We start from the raw sequence: 18,807 nt of genomic DNA on the forward strand, positions 1-18,807 counted from the left end.
CAGACAATGTCTGTGGACACGTAAGGAGATCGGTTCCCATGCCGAAGATGAAGACCCACAGCGGTGCTAAGAAGCGCTTCAAGCTGACCGGCAGCGGCAAGCTGCGCCGCCAGCAGGCCAACCGCCGCCACTACCTTGAGCACAAGTCCTCCAGGCTGACTCGTCGCCTGGCCGGCGACAAGATCGTCTTCAAGGGTGACGCTAAGGTCATCCGGAAGATGCTCGGCATCTAAGTTCCAAGTTCTCTGACTGATGCCACCTGGCAGCAGTCAACTACCAAAAAGGCTTCTCAGGCCAGCCGGTTGTTCCGGCAGTAGATGCTTGGGATCAGAATTTTCGAAGGAGTACGCACGTGGCACGTGTGAAGAGGGCGGTCAACGCCCACAAGAAGCGCCGGGTTATCCTTGAACGCGCAAAGGGCTACCGTGGACAGCGTTCACGCCTGTACCGCAAGGCAAAAGAGCAGCTGCTGCACTCGTTTGTGTACAGCTACGGCGACCGCAAGAAGAAGAAGGGCGACTTCCGCCGCCTGTGGATCCAGCGCATCAATGCTGCATCCCGCGCCAACGGCCTGACTTACAACCGCCTGATCCAGGGCCTGAAGGCCGCTGAGGTTGAGGTTGACCGCCGTATGCTTGCTGAGCTGGCCGTTTCGGATGCGAACGCATTCGCCGCGCTGGTGAAGATCGCCAAGGGTTCCCTGCCTGCCGACACGTCCGCTCCGGCCGTCGAAGCCGCAGCCCCCAAGGCTGCCAAGGCACCCAAGGCACCCAAGGCACCCAAGGCCAAGGCTGCAAAGCCTGCCGCTGACGTGGCTGCCAAGTAGCACCCACGCCAGTTCGGGGACTGGTGGCTGAAGCCACTAAGGTTCTTATATGAACGAAACCGGGCGCCCGCAAGACTTTCCACTCTCCAACCCCCGAGCTGATCGGGTGAGGAAGGTGGCACAGCTTGCCGGGCGCCCGGCCCGTTTAAAGCGCAGCGAGTTTCTGGCGGAGGGTCCCCAAGCTGTCCGTGAGGCCCTCACGCTGCACCAGAAAAGGATTGCAGCGGGCGAGCCCGGCGTCGTCTATGAGGTGTACGCGAGCGAGGCCTGCCTCGACCGGCACCCGGACCTGGAGGCTCTCGCGGAGGGTATTGACGCATACCTCACTACCGATGAAGTGCTGGCCGCGATGGCGGACACGGTTACCCCGCAGGGCATTCTTGCGGTCTGCGGTTTCCTGGACGTCAGCCTTGAGCAGGTCCTCGACGCCGGCCCTCGGCTGCTTGCAGTGCTGTGTCAGGTCCGGGACCCCGGCAACGCCGGCACTGTACTCCGGGCTGCTGACGCGGCCGGGGCGGACGCCGTCATCCTGACCTCGTCCAGCGTTGACATCTATAACCCCAAGGCCGTCCGTTCCACCGCCGGTTCCCTGTTCCATCTACCCGTGGTCCTGGGTGCCGATATCGCGGAAGTGGCAGCCGCCTGCCGTGCGCGGGGGATTGGCATACTGGCCGCCGACGGTGACGGCGACGTCAACCTGGATACGCTCCAGGACGAAAACGCCGCCCGCCGGATCGCAGGCCCCGGCGTCGAATCGCTGTTTGCCCTGGAGGGTCCCACTGCGTGGCTGTTCGGAAACGAAGCGCAGGGGCTCGCCGAAGATGAACTGGCCTTGGCAGATCACCGGGTGGCGGTGCCGGTATACGGTGCCGCCGAAAGCTTGAACCTCGGCACGGCGGCAACGGTGTGCCTCTACGCCAGTGCCCGGTCCCAGAAAGCGTGACTGAAGACGTGACTTAAAAGGCAGGGCCCCGGAAGTTTCTCCGGGGCCCTTGCTGTATGAACCAGATGAGGTACTTGCTGTATGAACCAGATGAGGTAGGGGTATCAGGGCGCCCGTGTGCTCTTGCTGCGTCCTGTGATGGCGCCGTAGACGCCGGCAACTACCAGGCCGCCTACGATGGCCAGGATCCAGGTACCCAGATCAAAGAAGGCAAGGTCACCCTTGCCGAACAGGAGGCTGCCAATCCAGCCGCCTACAATTGCGCCGACAACGCCGAGCACGAGACTCGTCACCCAGCCGCCGCCGACTTTGCCCGGCATAACGGCTTTAACGATGGCCCCTACGATGAGGCCGAGAATAATCCAAGCAAGAAAACCCATGTCTCCTCCTTCATATTCGTCGGGATTAAACGTCCCGATTAGTGTTCAAGCTAACACACCGCCCCTCTGATGTCAGCAGGCTTAGTGCATGTCAGAAGTGCGTCTTCTGCACCCGAAAAGGTACGGTATTCGTGGGCGGAGCCCACTGCGGCGCCGCGAATATCCCTGCTGTTCTTGAAACCTGTGAAGAGGAGAAGCCTCCGTGGCTGCAAATGGCGGTACCAAGGCGATCGTCGCGGCCCTAGCCGCAAACCTGACCATCGCCGTCCTGAAATTCGTGGCCTTTTTTCTGACGGCTTCCTCGTCGATGCTGGCCGAAGCCATCCACTCGATTGCCGACTCCGGCAATCAACTGCTGCTCCTGATCGGCGGCAAGCGCGCCCGGAAGGCAGCCAGCCCGGAGCACCCGTTCGGGTATGGCCGTGAACGCTACATTTACGCCTTTATCGTCTCGATCGTGCTGTTCAGCGTGGGCGGGCTTTTTGCACTGTTCGAAGCGTGGGAGAAGCTGCAGCACCCGCACGCCATCGAAGGGGACTTCTGGTGGGTTCCACTGGCGGTGCTGATCGGCGCCATTGTTGCTGAGTCCTTCTCGTTCCGGACGGCCATCATCGAATCCAACCACGTCCGCGGCAAGCAGGGCTGGGTGAGCTTTGTGCGCACGGCCAAGCAGCCGGAACTGCCCGTCATCCTGCTGGAAGACCTCGGGGCGCTTCTTGGCCTTGTGTTCGCGCTCGTGGGTGTGAGCATGACCCTCGTGACCGGCAACGGGATCTGGGACGCCGCGGGTACCGGCATGATCGGCCTGCTGCTCGTGGCCATCGCCGTGGTGCTGGCTGTCGAAACCAAGTCCCTGCTGCTGGGCGAGTCCGCCACCCGGGATGACGTGGCCCGCATCAGTGAGGCCATCGAGGCCGGGGGACACAACCGGATCATCCACCTCAAGACCCTTCACCTCGGACCGGAGGAGCTGCTGGTGGCCGCCAAGATCTCCGTGGGTGCCGCAGAAACCGGCCGGGACATCGCCGCCGCGATTGACGGTGCCGAGTCCCGAATCCGCACGGCCGTTCCGATGGCCCGGGTGATCTACCTCGAACCGGATCTGCACCGCGAGGACAGTCGCACGGACGAGGTCTCAGGCGCCGGTCAGGTTCCCAGCGCCGGCCAGACAGCCGCTGATGCCGGGGCTCGGGACCCGCAGGCCTGACGTTCCTTCCTCAGCGCACCGAATGCTTCGGTGAAGCCGCTGCCCGCCCGTTCCCAGGATCAGGCGGCCAGCGGCTTTTTGCGTTCCAGTACGCCGCTGGTCACCGCGATGCCAAAGCCCAGGACTGCCAACCCGGCGCCCACGAGCGCGGGTGCCACGAAGCCCCAGCCCCAGGCGATCACTAGGCCGCCCAGGAAGGCGCCCAGGGCATTGGCAACGTTAAGCGCGGCGTGGTTGAGCGAAGAAGCCAGGGAGGGGGCGTCCGGCGACGCATCCAACAAACGGGTCTGCAGGGCCGGGATCAGCATGGAGCCGGACGCTCCCACCACAAAGACCATCACCAGGGCCGACCAGGGCCAGTGCACAGCCACCGCGTAGACCACCAGCGCGACGGCGATCCCGGGCAGGACCCAGTACAGCGTCCCCATCACTGACTTGTCGGCCAGCCTGCCGCCGACGACTGTTCCGGCCACCATGCCCAGTCCGTAGAGGGCCACCACAATGGGCAACAGCGATCCCGGAATCCCGGCCACCAGGGTCATGGTGTGCGCAATGTAGGTGTAGGTCGCGAAGAAGCCACCAAAACCCACGATGCCGATCAGGATGGCCAGCCACACCTGGAGCCGTTTGAGCGCACCGAGTTCGCGGCGGATGCTCGCGTCAGGATGGGGGGCCTGGTACGGGACATAGCGCCACAGCAGCACCAGTGTCAGCAAGCCAATGCCTCCCACGAGGAGGAACAGCAGCCGCCAGCCGAAGGTCTGGCCCACCCAGGTGGCCGCGGGCACACCGATGACGTTCGAAACGGAGAGGCCCGCCATCACCATGGAGATGGCCCAACCCCGACGCGTGGGGGAAACCAGGGAGGCGGCGATCACAGCCGCGACCCCGAAGAATGCACCGTGCGGCAGTCCGGCCGCAAACCGGGAAACCAGCATGCTCCCGTAATCGGGAGCAACATAGGACGTCAGGTTGGCCAGCGTGAAGAACAGCATGAGGCCCAGTGCGAGGTATTTGCGTGGCAGTTTGGCACCGACTGCGGCGAGCAGCGGCGCGCCCACCACAACCCCGAGGGCGTAGGCGGAAATGAGGTGTCCGGCCTCCGGGGTGCTGATGCCGAGTCCTTGTTCCACCTCTTTCAGCAGGCCCATCATGGTGAACTCCGTGACGCCGATTCCGACGCCGCCCATTGCCAGCGCAAAGATCGCCGCGCCAACATGCGGAGTCTTCGCCTTGGACGCGGTGGAGGTTTGGACGACGCTGCTCATGTGCCTGCTTTTCAAAGGGGATGTTGGGGGAAGGCCCGTAAACCATTCTCCCTCATAGACTGGGGCGGTGAGTGGACTGATACAGGTAGTTGGCGGAGCAATAGTGGACTCGTTGGCGAACCCCGCCCGCATGCTGGTGGCCAGGCGGACTGCTCCCGAGCAGTTCGCTGGGCTCTGGGAATTTCCCGGCGGGAAAGTGGACGCCGGTGAGGAATGCGAGGCCGCGTTGCACCGGGAACTCAGGGAAGAACTGGGCGTAGAGGTCCGTCTGGGGCCGGAACTCCACTCCGGGACGGCAGCTGGCTGGCGGCTGAACGAGCGGGCCAGCATGCGGGTGTGGTTCGCGGAGATTTCCGACGGCGATCCCCAGCCGCTCGAAGACCATGACCAGCTGAGATGGATCAGCACCACGAATCGTGATGAAGCTCTCAGTCTTCCGTGGATTCCCGCAGACTTCCCGATTGTCCGGGCACTTCTTGAATCACTGGGCACGCCTGTGGGATCAGCCCCCTTCGCTGAATTATAGGAGCTGCTAGTGGAAGGCAAGGACAGTGCCTACTACAACGTGCTGGCAGTCAAAGCCGAGATGAAGGACGATCCCCGGGTCCAGAAGCTCTACAAGATCCTGACCTCGCAGGACATGAAGGATTTCCTGCAGGAGAAGTACAAGGGCCTGGTCATTCCGGCCAGCTAGGAATCCGTCCCTAGAACAGGGTGGGCTGCTGACGTGGCCCGGCGGCGGCCGGTTGGGACTCCCCAGCCGGCCGTTCCTGTGTGCCGACGCCGGTAGACGGGATACTCCCCGCCGGATACTGGGCTTCCTCGCCACGGGGATCGTCTTCGAGGTCACGGTGGCTGAAGCCGTGGCCGCTGGTGAAGCCGTGCCGGTGCTTGAAATAGCGCACCTTTGCGGTGAGCCAGGTGCGGTATTCCTTGGACGCGTAGGACCCTGTGCCATAGAGGCGCCGGTAGCGGCCAGCCAGTTCCGGATGGTTCTTGGCAATCCACTGCATGAACCACTCGCGTGTTCCCGGCTTCAGGTAGAGGGCGCCCGCTGTGACGCCCGTGGCACCGGCTGCGGCCAACGAAGCGAACAGGGAATCGAGGGCTTCGTCACTGTCGGACAGCCACGGCAGGATAGGCATCGCCATAACACCGCAGGGGAGCCCGGCATCGCGTAAGCGGGAGACCAGCTTCAGCCTCGCCCGAGGCCCCGGCGTGCCTGGTTCCACGGCTTCCGAGAGCGCCTCATCCGTCATGGCCAGTGAAATACCCACCCCTACCGGCACCTGGGCGGCAGCCCGCTTCAGGAGCGGGATGTCCCGGGCGAGCAGCGTCCCCTTGGTGAGGATGGACAACGGCGTACCTGAGTCAGCCAGCGCCGTGATGATTCCCGGCATCAGCTGGTAGCGGCCCTCGGCCCGCTGGTAGGGGTCCGTGTTGGTGCCAAGCGCCACCTGGTGACGGCCCCAGGACGGTTTGGCCAACTCCTTCCGGAGGACCTCGGCCGCATTGACCTTGACCACCACCTGGCTGTCGAAATCCAGTCCGGCGTCAAAGTCGAGATACGTGTGGCTCTTGCGCGCAAAACAGTAAACACAGGCATGGCTGCAGCCGCGGTATGGGTTCACGGTCCACTCAAACGGCATCCGCGACCCGGCCACCACCTTATTGAGCACCGATTTGGCGGTGACCTCATGGAAGGTGATGCCGGCGAATTCGGGGGTGGTCACAGAACGGACCAACCCGGCAAGGGGAAGCAGGGCGGGTGATGGGCCACTTCCGAGGTCATCGGCGGGCCGGGGCATCAGCGCTTGTGCATCCCATCTCATGCCTTCCATTCGAATGTATGTTCGAACTTAAGTCAAGGACCGGGCGCCGCGGAAGTCCGCGCGCCGCGGGTTCGGCGCCGGCCTGGGGGAACCGTCAGTCCAGCAGTTCCCACACCACGGTGACGCTGGCGTTAATGCTCGCGTGGCCCGCCTCCACGCTGATGGCTTCGCTGGCGGCGGCGCGCTGGATCCGGGCCACCGGGATGGGCCCGGGCGCATCCGGGTGCTCGGCAACGGACATCACCGCGCCAAGCCGCGCGGACGCCAGGGATGCAAACTGTTCGGCTTTGGCTGAGGCATCCTGCCATGCAGCGTCCCGGGCGAGTGCGGCGACGGCTGACTCATCCGAGAAACCAAGTTCCAGTCCGTTCAGGCGCACGTCATCGCCGCCGGCGTCTACTGCGGCGGCAATAACGGCGGATGCCGCGCTGACCTGCCGCAGGCGCACGGTAAGCATGCTGGAGGTCACGTACCCCGTCACCTGCTGGCCCCCGCCGTCGCGCCAGACGAACTCCGGCCGGACGTTCAGTCCGGAGGTCCGGATGTCCGTGTCAGCCAGGCCGTGCCGGCGGAGCGCACCGGATACGGCTGCGGACGCTGTTCCTGCATCCGCATAGGCGGCGCCCACGCTGTCCCTCCGGCACTCGACGCCCACAGAAATCGTCAGTAAGTCAGGTGGCGCCTCCGCCGTCCCCGTTCCGGTCACGGTGATGGTCCTGTTGTTTGTCGTGGTGTTGGGTTCGCCCGTCATTGTCAGACCTCGATTCCGCCGGCCCCATGGGGCGCCGGCTTTGGTGTCCTGATGTCAACGTAACCGCCGGCTGCCAGGCCGGCCTGCCGCTCGAAGAAATTTGCCGTCGCCGGATTGCCCGTCCGGAGCTGCGACCAGCCGGCGGCCAGGAAATACAGCGGAAGGAAGGGCAACCCCAGGCAGTAGGCGTACTGGCTGCAGTGCTTTTCCTCATGCCCCAGGAGCGCCGGATTGGACGTCAGTTCTTCAGTCCGGATCCGGCAGATGACCACGTTGCCCAGGGTGAAGGCCCCCGCATACGGAATGCGCCACCGGTAGCCGGACGCTATGACCAGCCCGCGGGGGCCTTTGCTGACGGCGGTTCCCGCAGCCGCGGCAACGGCCAGGCCCAGCAGGGTAGTGCCGTTGGCCAGGTTGGCGAGCTGCCGTACCCGCTGCCCCGGCGTCAACAGCTGCGCGGCTGACAGGCTCTGCCCTTGTGTCATGAGGCCATGGTAGCCGGAGCCTTCACTTAGACTGGAGGATAGTGGCCGCCAGTTTGACCGGTGTGCCCTGACCTGGTCATCGAGTGCGTTCACCTTGGGTGAATCCACAACATGACCTGCCAGTGACGGATGCGCTGCCGGGAAACCGCGCACGGCTGCACCCCTCACCGGCAGCCCCGACTCGTAGCTAAGAACAGTAGATGACTGAAACTTTGCCGGGCGCCGCCATCCCGAACCCTACGGATGAAGCCGCCATCACTGCAGCTGTAGACCAGGCCATCGCCGCCATTGCCGGCGCAGGCACCCTTGACGAACTCAAGGCGGTGAGGCTGGCGCACACCGGTGAGAAGTCACCGCTCAGCCTGGCCAACCGGGAGATCGGCGGACTGCCGAAAGACCAGAAAGCCGTAGCCGGCAAACTCATGGGTTCGTCCCGGGGCCGGGTCAACAAGGCGCTCGCGGACCGCACCGCCGAGCTGGAAGCACAAAACGACGCCCGGATCCTGCTGGAAGAGACGGTGGACGTCACTGCCGCACCCCGCCGTCGTCGGGCAGGAGCGCGTCACCCGCTCTCCACGCTGCAGGACCGCGTGGCGGACATCTTTGTGGGCATGGGCTGGGAAATCGCCGAAGGCCCCGAGGTGGAATCCGAATGGTTCAACTTCGACGCCCTGAACTTCAAGCCGGACCACCCCGCCCGCGAAATGCAGGACACGTTTTTCGTGGAGCCGCCGGAGGCCCACCTGGTGATGCGTACGCACACCTCCCCGGTGCAGGTCCGGTCCATGCTGGAACGCGAACTGCCCATCTACGTCCTCTGCCCCGGCAAGGTGTTCCGCACCGATGAACTGGACGCGACGCACACCCCGGTGTTCCACCAGTTCGAGGGCCTGGCCATCGACAAGAACTTGAGCATGGCCGACCTCCTGGGCACGCTGGAGCACTTCACCCGACAGTTGTTCGGCGACGAGGCGTCCGTCCGGCTGCGCCCGAACTACTTCCCCTTCACCGAACCCTCCGCGGAACTGGACATCTGGCACCCGGGCGCCAAGGGCGGCCCGCGCTGGATCGAATGGGGCGGCTGCGGCATGATCAACCCCAACGTCCTCCGCGCCGCGGGCATCGACCCGGATATCTACTCCGGTTTCGCATTTGGCATGGGCATCGAGCGCGCGCTCATGTTCCGCAATGACGTCGGCGACATGCGCGACATGATCGAAGGCGATGTACGTTTCAGCGAGCACTTCGGGATGGAGATCTAACAGTGCGTATCCCACTTTCCTGGCTGCGTGAATTCGCAGCAGTACCGGCCGGAGCAACGGCCGAAGACCTGATGGCCGAACTGGTCAAGGTTGGCTTTGAAGAGGAAGCGGTCCACCGCCCCACGGACACCCTGCAGGGCCCGATTGTGGTGGGCCAGGTCCTGAGCATCGTCAAGGAACCCCAGACCAACGGCAAAACCATCAACTGGTGCCAGGTCCGGGTTGTCCCCGAAGGCCAGGAACAGACCCTCACTGGAGACGGCATCGACCCGTCCGGGGTGCAGGGCATCATCTGCGGCGCTCACAACTTCGTTGAAGGCGACAAGGTAGTTGTCACTCTGCCGGGGGCGGTGCTGCCCGGCGACTTCCACATCTCCGCCCGGAAGACATACGGCCACCTCTCCGCCGGCATGATCGCCTCCGTGCGTGAGCTTGGCATCGGCGAGGACCACGACGGCATCCTGGTGCTGTCCCGGATCGGGCTCGATCCCGAAATCGGCACGGATGCCATGGAACTGCTGGGCCTCTATGACCAGGCAGCCGAGATCAACGTGACCCCGGACCGCGGCTACGCGTTCTCCATCCGTGGTGTGGCCCGCGAATATGCGCACGCAACCGGCACGGGGTTCACGGACCCCGCGTCAAAGGTCCAGGCCCCGGCGGAACTTTCCGGCGGCTACGGCGTCAAGCTCAACGACGACGCGCCCATCTACGGCAAACCCGGCTGCGACCGTTTTGTGGCCCGCACCGTCCGGGGCGTCGACGCCACCAATCCGACGCCGCCGTGGATGACCTCAAGGCTCCGGCTTGCCGGGATCCGCTCCATCTCCCTGCCCGTGGACATCTCCAACTACGTGATGCTCGAGCTTGGCCAGCCCACGCACTGCTATGACCTGGACAAACTGTCCGGCGACATCGTGGTCCGCCGGGCCGTGGCGGGGGAGAAGATCACCACCCTGGACGACAAGGAGCGCACGCTCGACGTCGAGGACCTCCTCATCACCGACGGATCCGGCGCGATCGGCATTGCCGGCGTGATGGGCGGCGCAGCTACCGAGGTGAGCGATTCGACGTCGAACGTCCTGGTGGAAGCTGCACACTTCGACGAGGTGTCCATTGGCCGTTCCCGCCGCCGGCACAAGCTGCCGTCCGAGGCGTCCAAGCGCTTCGAGCGCGGCGTCGACTGGCACGTTGCGGACATCGCTGCCCAGCGTGTTGTTGACCTCCTGGTGGACCTCGCCGGCGGGGTTGCTGACGAGGCGGGGACCGACGTCGGGACCGCACCGGATGCCGTGACCATCGCGCTGCCGGAAGCCTTCGCCGCCCAGCGGATCGGCATCGATTTCACCGAAGAACAGATCACCACCTCGCTGGTGGACCTCGGCGCCGTGGTGGAAAAAGCCGACGGCGGCTGGACCGTTACCGCCCCCAGCTGGCGCAACGACCTGGAAACCAAGGAAGACCTCACCGAGGAAATCGCGCGGCTGGTGGGCTACGACAACATCCCCGCCACCCTTCCGGTGGCCCCTCCGGGACGTGGCCTGACCCGCGTGCAGCAGCAGCGACGTCGGCTCATCCAGTCACTGGCCGACGCCGGTCTGACCGAAGTCCTGGCCTACCCGTTCGTCTCCAAGGCGGCCAACGACACGTTCGGCGTCGCCGAGCAGGGTGCGGCCCGGAGCGCGGTCAAGCTGGCGAACCCGATCAGCGAGGAACACGGCTTCCTGCGCACGTCCATCCTCCCCGGGCTGATCGAGGTGGCCAAGCGGAACTACTCCCGCGGGTTCCGCGACCTGGCGCTCTTCGAGTCGGGCCTCGTTTTCCTGCCGGGCGAGACCTTGGGTACGCCGTCCATCCCGCCGCTGGGCGTCAAGCCTTCCGACGAGGTACTGGATGCACTGTACGACGGCGTTCCGGACCAGCCGCTGCACGTAGCCGCTGTCCTCACCGGCCACGATTCACCCGCTGCCGCCGGCCACACGCCGCGCTTGTGGGACTGGTCCGACGCACTTGACATTGCCCGGCTCGCCGGGGATGTCCTGGGTGTGGAGGTTGTGGTCAGCCAGGGTGCGCACCAGGCGTTCCACCCGGGCCGTGCCGCGCAGCTCTCGCTGCGGACCGGTGAAGTAGTGGGTTACGCCGGCGAGCTGCACCCGAAGCTCCTGGCCGCGCACGACATGCCTGCCCGTTCGGTGGCGCTGGAGTTCAACGCGGATGCGCTGTTCGAGGCAGCTGCGGATGTGATTGTGGCCCGCCACATCTCCACGTTCCCGGTGGCCACCCAGGACGTTGCCCTGGTGGTGCCGCAGGAGATTCCCGCGGACCAGGTCCTCGAAGCGCTCCGCGAAGGCGCCGGCGAGCTTCTGGAGGACGTGGCGCTGTTCGACGTCTACGCCGGCAAGGGTATTGAAGAAGGCAAGAAATCGCTCGCCTTCGGCCTGCGTTTCCGGGCAACGGACCGGACGCTGACAGCCGATGAGGCCTCGGCTGCGCGCGAAAGCGCGGTTGCCCTGGCCGCAGAGCGCTTCGGCGCCGTCCAGCGCTAAACGCGGATCCGGATGACAGGGCTGGTGGGGGCGGGGCCGGTGGCGCCGGTGCCGGTCCTGCGTTCCTGCCCTCCCGGCGTATCCGGAGGGCAGGACCCGACGGCGGGCCACCAGTCAATAGGGCTGGGGCCCGCCGAGCTGGCCCGTGCAGCTGCCCTGGCACCCGGCCCGCGCGCCGTTTTTGTCGCTGGCCGGCGTGCCCTGCGAAGGTTCGCAGCAGAACTGCTGGACGTCCCGGCGTCGAACCTCACCACTCACTTCAACTGCCCCCGGTGCGGCTCCGGCCCCGAGCTATCGCACGGCAGGCCGGGCTATACGCTCAGGGGAGAGCCGGTGCCGCTCGCGCTGAGCCTGTCCCGGAGTTCCGGGTGGATCCTGGTGGGCGCCGTGGTGGATCCACGGGCCGGAGTCACGATGGGCCTGGACCTGGCGGACCCGTCCGGCACTGCCTTTGAGGGGTTCGACGGCGTGGCCCTCACCGCCGCGGAGCGCGCGGCCCTAACCGGGCTGGCCGGGCCTCTGCTACTGCAGGAGCGGGCAAGGCTCTGGGCGCGCAAGGAAGCCTGGCTCAAGATGACGGGCGACGGTCTCGCCACGGCACCGGACACCCTCGACGTTTTGTCGCGCCCGGAAATCCGGGACCTGGCCGCCGGCGAGGCGGGCCTCCCGCTCAACTTTCGCGCCGCCGTCGCGGTTTCGCGCACCGGCAGCTAGCGACGTTGTTGTCAGCGTTTTGCTGGTCAGCGCACCGGAAGTGGCGGGAGGGCTGCTTCGAGCAGCCACGGGTGCAGCAGCGCCTCGGTGTCCAGGCCGGTAGCCCGGTCCGCGGCGAGAATAAACGCCGCCGTGGACACTGAACCGTGACGGTGGGCATCCGTCCAGTCGTGCAGCAATGCAAAGAATGCCAGGTCACCGCACCGGACCCGCAGAGCATGCAGGGCCAGGGCTCCCCGCTTGTAGACGCGGTCATCAAACATAAGCTCCGGCCCGGGGTCGCCCACGATAATGTCCTGGCTGCCGGCGGCCAGTTTCCGCCAGGCTGCGGCGGCCCGGTTCGCGACAGGCAGGACGCCCGCCTCCTCTGACCAGATCCACTCCGCATAGCAGGCGAAGCCCTCGTGGAGCCAGATATCCGACCATGATGCGGCAGTGAGGGAGTTCCCGAACCACTGGTGTGCGAGCTCGTGGGCGATGAGCCGCTGGGATTCCCACTCCTGCGTCAGATGGTTCCGGCCCAGAATGGAGAGCGTCTGCGCTTCAAGCGGTATTTCCAGCTCGTCTTCGGTCACCACCACGGAGTATTCCGGGAAAGGGTAGGGCCCGAAACAGCTGGCAAAGGTGCGCATCATCTCAGGCTGCCTCGCCAGGCCTTCGCGGGCCGTGTCGACCAGCAGTGCCGGGACGGCGGCGAACTGTGGAACCTGCCCGTCCACGGGGAAGGGAGTCAGGGCGAGGAACTCATAGCGGCCGATCTGGACCGTGGCCAGGTAGGTGGCCATGGGCTCGGCCTGTTCGTAGACCCAGGTCTCGCGGCTGGCCCTGCTGGTGTGGGAGATCAGGGTGCCGTTACACACGGCCCGGTAATTGGCGTCGGTGGTCACGCTGATCCGGTAGCTGGCCTTGTCACCGGGGTGGTCGTTACACGGGAACCAGGAGGCGGCGCCGTTCGGCTGGCCGGCCACAAGGACTCCGTCGGTGAGTTCCTCCCAGCCCACCTCGCCCCAGAACCCGCGCCGGGGACCAGGGTTGCCTTCGTAGCGGATGTCGAGGGTAAATTCCTCGCCCGCCGGCAGCGCGGCCTCGGGCACAATGACCAACTGCCCGGCGCGCTGGTTGAACTTTTTGACCCGGCGCCCGCTGAGCTGGATCTTCGTGGCCCGGAGCCCGGTCAGGTCCAGCACGAGGGCCGCCGTAGCGTACTGTGTGACCGCGCTCAGGACCGCACGCCCGCTCAGGCGGTTACTGCTGAGCTTGTAGTCAATGTCCAGTTCGTAGCGGCGGACCTTGTACGCGTTTGTGCCATGGCCGGGCATATAGGGGTCGGGCGCAGATGCGCCGTGCTCCGAGTTGCGTGCTGGGCCGGTATTCGCGGCCGTGGGTCTCGGTGCGGGGGAACTCATAAGACGGTCTTTCCGATCAGCATTGGGCGGCAGGACAGCTGGTATTGCGGGGCTAGCGGGGTTTGGGAGCGGACGCTGCGGGACCGCTCCAGGGGCTCACCGGGTTGCCCATCCAATAGGTCGCGGCGGGAACGGATTCGCCCCGCATCACCAGCGACGCCGGTCCCACAGTTCCACCGCTGCCGATGCTCGCCTGCGGCAGGATGACGCCGTGGGGGCCCATGGTTGCTCCGTCTTCGAGGGTAACAGTGTCCAGGCTCATGACCCGGTCATGGAACAGGTGGGTCTGGACCACACAGCCGCGGTTGACCGTGGAGTTCCGCCCGAGGGTGACCAGGTCCGCTTCGGGAAGCCAGTAGCTTTCGCACCACGTGCCGCGGCCGATCCGGGCGCCGAGCGCCCGGAGCCACCAGACCAGGGCCGGGGTCCCGGTGGCTGCCCGCGCGAACCAGGGGGCGCTGACCATTTCGATAAACGTATCAACCACCTCGTTGCGCCAAATGAACGAGCTCCAGAGCGGGTGCTCGCCGGCCCGGATCCGCCCCACGAGGACCCATTTGGCGACGACGGCGCTGCCCGCGGCCGCCGCGCCCGCCAGCAGCATCACGACGCCGCCCAGGGCTGCGGCAATCCCGTAGTTGTAGGCGGCAGCCAGCCAGTCAAAAGCAAGCATCACGCCGGCGGCGATCGCCACCGTTACCACCACGGGGATGAAGCGGCCCAGTTCCCAGAGGCAGCGGGCAAACTTGAGCCGCAGCGGCGGCTGGTAGGTGCGGGTATCGTCCGAGGCGATGGCGGTGCGCCGGAGCCGCACAGGCGGGCTGCCCAGCCAGGACGTCCCGGACTTGGCCTTGGCCGGTGTGGCCGACAGGACGGCGACGAGTGAGTTCTTGGGGACATTCCGGCCGGCAGCGGTCATGCCCGAGTTGCCCAGGAAGGAGCGCTTGCCGATCTTCGCGGGCGCAATCCGCAGCCACCCGCCGTCGAGCTCGTAGGAGGCCACCATGGTGTCGTCGGCCAGGAAGGCGCCCTCGCCCACGGTGGTCATCTTGGGGATGAGCAGGACCGTGGAGGCTTCGACGTTCTTGCCGATCTTGGCGCCCAGCAGGCGCAGCCAGACCGGCGTGAAGAGACTGGCATAAACGGGGAAGAGCAGGTCGCGGGCCAGGTCCAGCACACGTTCCGTGGCCCAGACCTGCCAGCCGATCCGGCTGCGGACGCGGTAGTAGCCCTCCGCCAGGCCGATGCCGAGCAGGCGAGTGGTGACCAAAATCAGCAGCAGGTTGACGATGAACCACACGAGGGCCGCGGGGGCGAGGGCCAGCAGGAGTTGCGGGACGGCTGCGGAGAGCGATTCACTGCCTTGGATGAAGGCAAAGACCACCAGTGCCGCGGCGGCGGCGGATACGTAAGGGATCAGGGCCAGCACGGCTGAAGCCATGGCGAATCCGGCGAACCAGAGCCGGCCAATCAGCCGATGTTCGGCAGGAGTGTCCGGCAGCGAGTGCTTGGCCTTGCCCCGGCGCTCGGCCGGGGACCCGGCAACGTGGTGGCCGGCCTTCACCCTGCCGAGGACGGCCGAGCCGGGTTCCACCTGGGCTCCGGCGCCGATGGAAGCGCCGGGCATCAGCGTGCTGCGCGCCCCGACGCTGGCTCCTGGCCCGATATGGACGGCCCCGATGTGGACGATGTCCCCGTCGATCCACCAACCGGAAAGATCCACCTCAGGCTCGATGTTGGAGCCGCTGCCGAGGGAAAGCATCCCGGTGACCGGCGGCAGCGAGTGCAGTTGAACGTTGTTGCCGATCTTGGCGCCCAACGCCCGGGCGTAGTACGGCACCCATGGTGCGCTGGCGAGGCTGATGGCCCCGGCGAGGTCCTGGATCTGTTCGGCCAGCCAGAGGCGCAGGTGCACGCGCCCGGAGCGCGGGTACATTCCCGGCCCCACATTCCGGAGCAGGGTCCGGGCAGCGGCCACGGAAATCAGCATCCGGCCGGCCGGGGAAACGAAGGCGAGCCAGGACGCGGCCACCCACCACCAGGAAACGATGGGGGCTGCGCTGAAGCCGGCCAGCGCGGCCAGCACGTTGTTTGCCGCCATGAGGTAGGTCAGCCAGCGCATCCCCACCAGGATGTGCAAGGGAATGCCCATCAGCGACTGGAAGACCTGGGATTTGAACGCGGTGGGGCGTACAGTGCGGGACGGCGCCGGCCCGGTGGCCACTCCGTCGGGAAGGGTCTGGCGGGCCGTATCAATCAGGGCACCGATCCTGGGTGTGGCATAAATGTCGGCGACCGTGATGGTCGGGTACCGGACCCTGAGGGCTGAGACCAGCTGGGCAGCGGACAGGGAGCCGCCGCCGTAGGCGAAGAAGTCGGCGTCGAGGCTTGTTACGCGGCTGCCAAGGACTGCAGTCCACTGTTCGGCCACCCAGGAGGCATCTTCGGGCAGGTTCAAGGGGGCAGCGTCGGCCTCCGCCGCGCCGGTCCCGGTCAGCGGCCAGGGCAGGGCACGGCGGTCCACCTTGCCGCTGGTTTTGGTAGGCAGGGAGTCGACGACGGTCAGCAGCGGAATGAGGGGCGCGGGGAGGCTCTCTGCCAGGAGTCCGCGGGCGGCCGCCAGATCCAGGTCAGGGTCGGCGGCGGCCAGGTAGCCCACCAGGATCTGGTTGCCTGCAGCGGTTGTCCGTACTGCCGCAGCAGCTCCGGCAACGTGAGGGAGGGCCTGCAGGGCGGCGTCAATTTCGCCCAGTTCGATCCGGCGTCCCCCGAGCTTGACCTGTTCGTCGGCGCGGCCCATAAAGATCAGTCCGGCGGCTTCGTAGCGGACCAGGTCGCCCGAACGGTAGGCGCGGTCCCAGCCGAAGGACGGCATGGGCGCGTACTTCTCCCGGTCCTTGTCCGGGTCAAGGTAACGGGCCAGTCCGACGCCGCCGATGATCAGTTCGCCGATCTCCCCTTCGCCGACGGGCAGTCCTTCAGCATCCACCACGGCCAGGTCCCAGCCGTCCAGGGGCAGTCCGATCCGGACCGGACCGGGGCCACCCAGGGGAGCCGCGCAGGCCACTACCGTGGCCTCCGTGGGTCCGTAGGTGTTCCAGACTTCACGGCCCGGGATGGCAAGCCGCTCGGCCAGCTCGGGCGGGCAGGCCTCGCCGCCGAAAATCAGGAGCCGGACGCTCTCCAGTGACTCGGCCGGCCAGAGGGCAGCCAGCGTTGGAACGGTGGACACTGCGGTGATGCCGTGGCTGATGAGCCACGGGCCGAGGTCCGTTCCGGTCCTGACCAGGGCCCGCGGTGCGGGCACCAGGCAGGCGCCATGACGCCAGGCAAGCCACATTTCCTCACACGAGGCATCAAAGGCGACCGAAAGCCCTGCCAGTACCCTGTCCTGCGGGCCGAGGGGCTCCGCCTGCAGGAAGATCCGGGCTTCGGCGTCAACAAAGGCGGCGGCGGAGCGGTGCTGGACCGCGACGCCCTTGGGCGTGCCGGTGGAACCGGAGGTGAAGATCACCCAGGCGTCATCGCCGGGCTCGGCGGAACGGCTTTCGGCAGCACGACGCTCGGCTTCGACGCGTTCACCGCGTTCAAAGGGTTCAGTGGGTTCCGGGGAGTCAGGCACGGAGTCCGCGGCGCCACCGGTGAGCACTGCGGCTACGCCAGCCTCACCCGTGAGCGCTGCGGCTACGCCAGCCTCACCGAAAACGAGCCGGGCACGTTCCTCAGGGTCGTCGGCGTCCACCGGAACGTAGGCGGCACCGATGTGCAGGATAGCGAGAATCGAGATGTAGAGCTCACAGGTCCCGGACGGAATCCGCACACCTATCCTGTCGCCGGCGCCCAGCCCGGCTGCCTGGAGCTCCCGTCCTTTGGCCCGGACCGCGGCCATCAGGTCGGCGTAGCTCAGGGAACGCCGGCCGTCGGCGAGCGCTGAAGCCTCCGGGAAACGTGCCGCCGAGTCCGCCAGGATGGCCATGAGGGTCCGCTCGGGCGGGGCCAGGGGAAACCCGGCCAGCTGGGGGCGGTAGGGATCCTCCGGCAGGGATGCGACGACGTGTGACTGGTGCTCACTCACGGACGGATTCTGCCTGAGTAAAGTGAACGCAAGGTGTCCAGAATTAGTTGAAGATTCATGTTCTTTTCACGCGTGGTGCCTGTATCCATCAGGGAACCAGCAGGACCTTGCCCGTGGTGCGCCGGCCCTCGAGGTCCTCATGGGAACGCCGCGCCTCGGCCAGGGGGTAGGTGGCGCCGATCCGTACCTTTAAGTGCCCCTTTTCTGCGGCGGCGAAGATCTCCGCCGAGCGCCAGCGGCGCTCCTGCTCGTTGAGCAGGAAGTGGGCCAGGGACGGACGCGTCAGCGTCAGCGAACCGCCGGCGTTGAGGCGCTGCGGATCCACCGGCGGTACGGCCCCGGAGGCTGCCCCGAACAGGACCAGCATGCCTCGCGTGCGGAGGCAGGAGAGGGACCCGTCAAAGGTGTTCCGGCCGACGCCGTCGTACACCACGTCCACACCCTTCCCGTTGGTGAGTTCGCGGACATGGTGGGGGAAGCCCTCGTACCGCAGCACATGGTCGGCCCCGGCGTCGCGGGCAAGTTCTTCCTTGGCCTCCGAGGAAACCGTGGTGATGACGCGGGCGCCCCTCTCCTTCAGCAGCTGGATCAGCAGCAGGCCGACGCCGCCGGCACCGGCGTGCGTTAGTACTGTGTGGCCCGGTTCGACCTTGAAGGAGGAATTGATGAGGTAGTGGGCGGTCATGCCTTGGAGCGGCAAGGCAGCCGCCGTCAGGTCGTCGACGCCGTCCGGCACCGGAAGTGCCTTGGCCGCATCGAGCACCGCGTAGCCGGCGTAGCATTTAGTGCCCTCGGCCGTGGCCACCCTGCTGCCGACTGCGAAGTTTTCGGTGCCTTCGCCGAGCTCCTCTACAGTCCCAGCGGCTTCCGAGCCAGGCGTAAAGGGGAACGGGACCTGGTATATGCCCCCGCGCTGGTAGGTGTCGATGAAGTTCACCCCGGCTGCCGCCACCTTGATGAGCAACTGGCCGGGACCCGGCGTCGGTCGGTCCACCCCGGCGATCTCGAGGACTTCCGGACCTCCGGACTGGCGGGCAACGATGGCTTGCATAAAAGGTCTCCTCTCCGGGCGGGGGTTTCCCGCGGCCGGTGTCTCTGACCATCCTAGGGAT

The 18,807-nt window shown here is 66.3% G+C and carries 17 protein-coding genes; 9 read left to right on the top strand and 8 right to left on the bottom strand.

Going from position 1 to position 18,807, the window contains the following annotated elements:
* Positions 1-38 precede the first annotated feature (38 nt).
* From rpmI to CXR02_RS18890, 3 genes are all read left to right on the top strand, one after another.
* Entirely contained in the window at positions 39-233 is a 195-nt protein-coding gene (gene rpmI, locus CXR02_RS18880; RefSeq protein ID WP_009358635.1) for a 50S ribosomal protein L35, read from the top strand.
* A 119-nt stretch (positions 234-352) separates the two neighbouring features.
* Positions 353-826 carry a 50S ribosomal protein L20 gene (gene rplT / locus CXR02_RS18885; RefSeq protein WP_104063379.1) on the top strand — a complete coding sequence of 158 codons (474 nt, stop codon included), beginning with the start codon at positions 353-355 and terminating at the stop codon, positions 824-826.
* Positions 827-875: 49 nt separating this feature from the next.
* Positions 876-1,769 carry an RNA methyltransferase gene (locus tag CXR02_RS18890; protein ID WP_058929456.1) on the top strand — a complete coding sequence of 298 codons (894 nt, stop codon included), beginning with the start codon at positions 876-878 and terminating at the stop codon, positions 1,767-1,769.
* Between the two features lie 104 nt (positions 1,770-1,873).
* Here the strand turns inward: CXR02_RS18890 and CXR02_RS18895 are convergent, their stop codons facing one another.
* Entirely contained in the window at positions 1,874-2,149 is a 276-nt protein-coding gene (locus CXR02_RS18895; protein ID WP_056342958.1) for a GlsB/YeaQ/YmgE family stress response membrane protein, read from the bottom strand.
* 202 nt (positions 2,150-2,351) lie between these two features.
* Here CXR02_RS18895 and CXR02_RS18900 point away from each other — a divergent pair, with 202 nt between their 5' ends.
* Positions 2,352-3,356: a cation diffusion facilitator family transporter gene (locus CXR02_RS18900; RefSeq protein ID WP_104063380.1), complete on the top strand. Its 1,005-nt coding sequence runs from the start codon at positions 2,352-2,354 to the stop codon at positions 3,354-3,356.
* A gap of 59 nt (positions 3,357-3,415) precedes the next feature.
* Here CXR02_RS18900 and CXR02_RS18905 read toward each other — a convergent pair whose 3' ends face one another.
* A complete protein-coding gene (locus CXR02_RS18905; RefSeq protein WP_104063381.1) occupies positions 3,416-4,624 on the bottom strand; it encodes an MFS transporter in 1,209 nt (402 codons plus the stop codon).
* Between the two features lie 67 nt (positions 4,625-4,691).
* Here CXR02_RS18905 and CXR02_RS18910 point away from each other — a divergent pair, with 67 nt between their 5' ends.
* Complete coding sequence (locus tag CXR02_RS18910) at positions 4,692-5,150, top strand: (deoxy)nucleoside triphosphate pyrophosphohydrolase (RefSeq protein WP_104063382.1); 459 nt, start codon at positions 4,692-4,694, stop codon at positions 5,148-5,150.
* 9 nt (positions 5,151-5,159) lie between these two features.
* Positions 5,160-5,318, top strand: coding sequence for a MetQ/NlpA family ABC transporter substrate-binding protein (locus CXR02_RS18915; RefSeq protein WP_258061122.1), 159 nt, complete (start codon positions 5,160-5,162; stop codon positions 5,316-5,318).
* Positions 5,319-5,328: 10 nt separating this feature from the next.
* Here the strand turns inward: CXR02_RS18915 and CXR02_RS18920 are convergent, their stop codons facing one another.
* From CXR02_RS18920 to CXR02_RS18930, 3 genes are all read right to left on the bottom strand, one after another.
* On the bottom strand, positions 5,329-6,456 hold the full coding sequence (locus CXR02_RS18920; RefSeq protein ID WP_181037288.1) for an Rv2578c family radical SAM protein: 1,128 nt from the start codon (positions 6,454-6,456) through the stop codon (positions 5,329-5,331).
* 94 nt (positions 6,457-6,550) lie between these two features.
* The gene (locus tag CXR02_RS18925; RefSeq protein ID WP_104063384.1) at positions 6,551-7,207 is read right to left on the bottom strand and encodes an SIMPL domain-containing protein; all 657 of its coding nucleotides are present in this window, start codon (positions 7,205-7,207) and stop codon (positions 6,551-6,553) included.
* A 2-nt stretch (positions 7,208-7,209) separates the two neighbouring features.
* Entirely contained in the window at positions 7,210-7,692 is a 483-nt protein-coding gene (locus CXR02_RS18930) for a hypothetical protein (RefSeq protein ID WP_258061123.1), read from the bottom strand.
* A 200-nt stretch (positions 7,693-7,892) separates the two neighbouring features.
* Here CXR02_RS18930 and pheS point away from each other — a divergent pair, with 200 nt between their 5' ends.
* Genes pheS through CXR02_RS18945 form a run of 3 tightly spaced genes read left to right on the top strand, consistent with a single transcriptional unit; the run spans position 7,893 to position 12,214 of the window.
* Positions 7,893-8,954 (top strand): phenylalanine--tRNA ligase subunit alpha, encoded by a 1,062-nt coding sequence (gene pheS / locus CXR02_RS18935; RefSeq protein ID WP_104063385.1) that lies wholly within the window; start codon positions 7,893-7,895, stop codon positions 8,952-8,954.
* 2 nt (positions 8,955-8,956) lie between these two features.
* Positions 8,957-11,500: a phenylalanine--tRNA ligase subunit beta gene (pheT, locus tag CXR02_RS18940; RefSeq protein ID WP_104063386.1), complete on the top strand. Its 2,544-nt coding sequence runs from the start codon at positions 8,957-8,959 to the stop codon at positions 11,498-11,500.
* A gap of 12 nt (positions 11,501-11,512) precedes the next feature.
* Positions 11,513-12,214 (top strand): 4'-phosphopantetheinyl transferase superfamily protein, encoded by a 702-nt coding sequence (locus CXR02_RS18945; protein ID WP_104063387.1) that lies wholly within the window; start codon positions 11,513-11,515, stop codon positions 12,212-12,214.
* 26 nt (positions 12,215-12,240) lie between these two features.
* Here the strand turns inward: CXR02_RS18945 and CXR02_RS18950 are convergent, their stop codons facing one another.
* The 3 genes from CXR02_RS18950 to CXR02_RS18960 form a co-directional block, all read right to left on the bottom strand.
* Entirely contained in the window at positions 12,241-13,620 is a 1,380-nt protein-coding gene (locus CXR02_RS18950) for a M1 family metallopeptidase (RefSeq protein WP_104063388.1), read from the bottom strand.
* Positions 13,621-13,672: 52 nt separating this feature from the next.
* Complete coding sequence (locus CXR02_RS18955; protein ID WP_104063414.1) at positions 13,673-17,596, bottom strand: Pls/PosA family non-ribosomal peptide synthetase; 3,924 nt, start codon at positions 17,594-17,596, stop codon at positions 13,673-13,675.
* Positions 17,597-17,783: 187 nt separating this feature from the next.
* A complete protein-coding gene (locus tag CXR02_RS18960) occupies positions 17,784-18,746 on the bottom strand; it encodes a quinone oxidoreductase (protein ID WP_104063389.1) in 963 nt (320 codons plus the stop codon).
* Positions 18,747-18,807 lie beyond the last annotated feature (61 nt).

The organism is Arthrobacter sp. 4R501 (genome assembly GCF_002929755.1).
Lineage (GTDB): Bacteria > Actinomycetota > Actinomycetes > Actinomycetales > Micrococcaceae > Arthrobacter.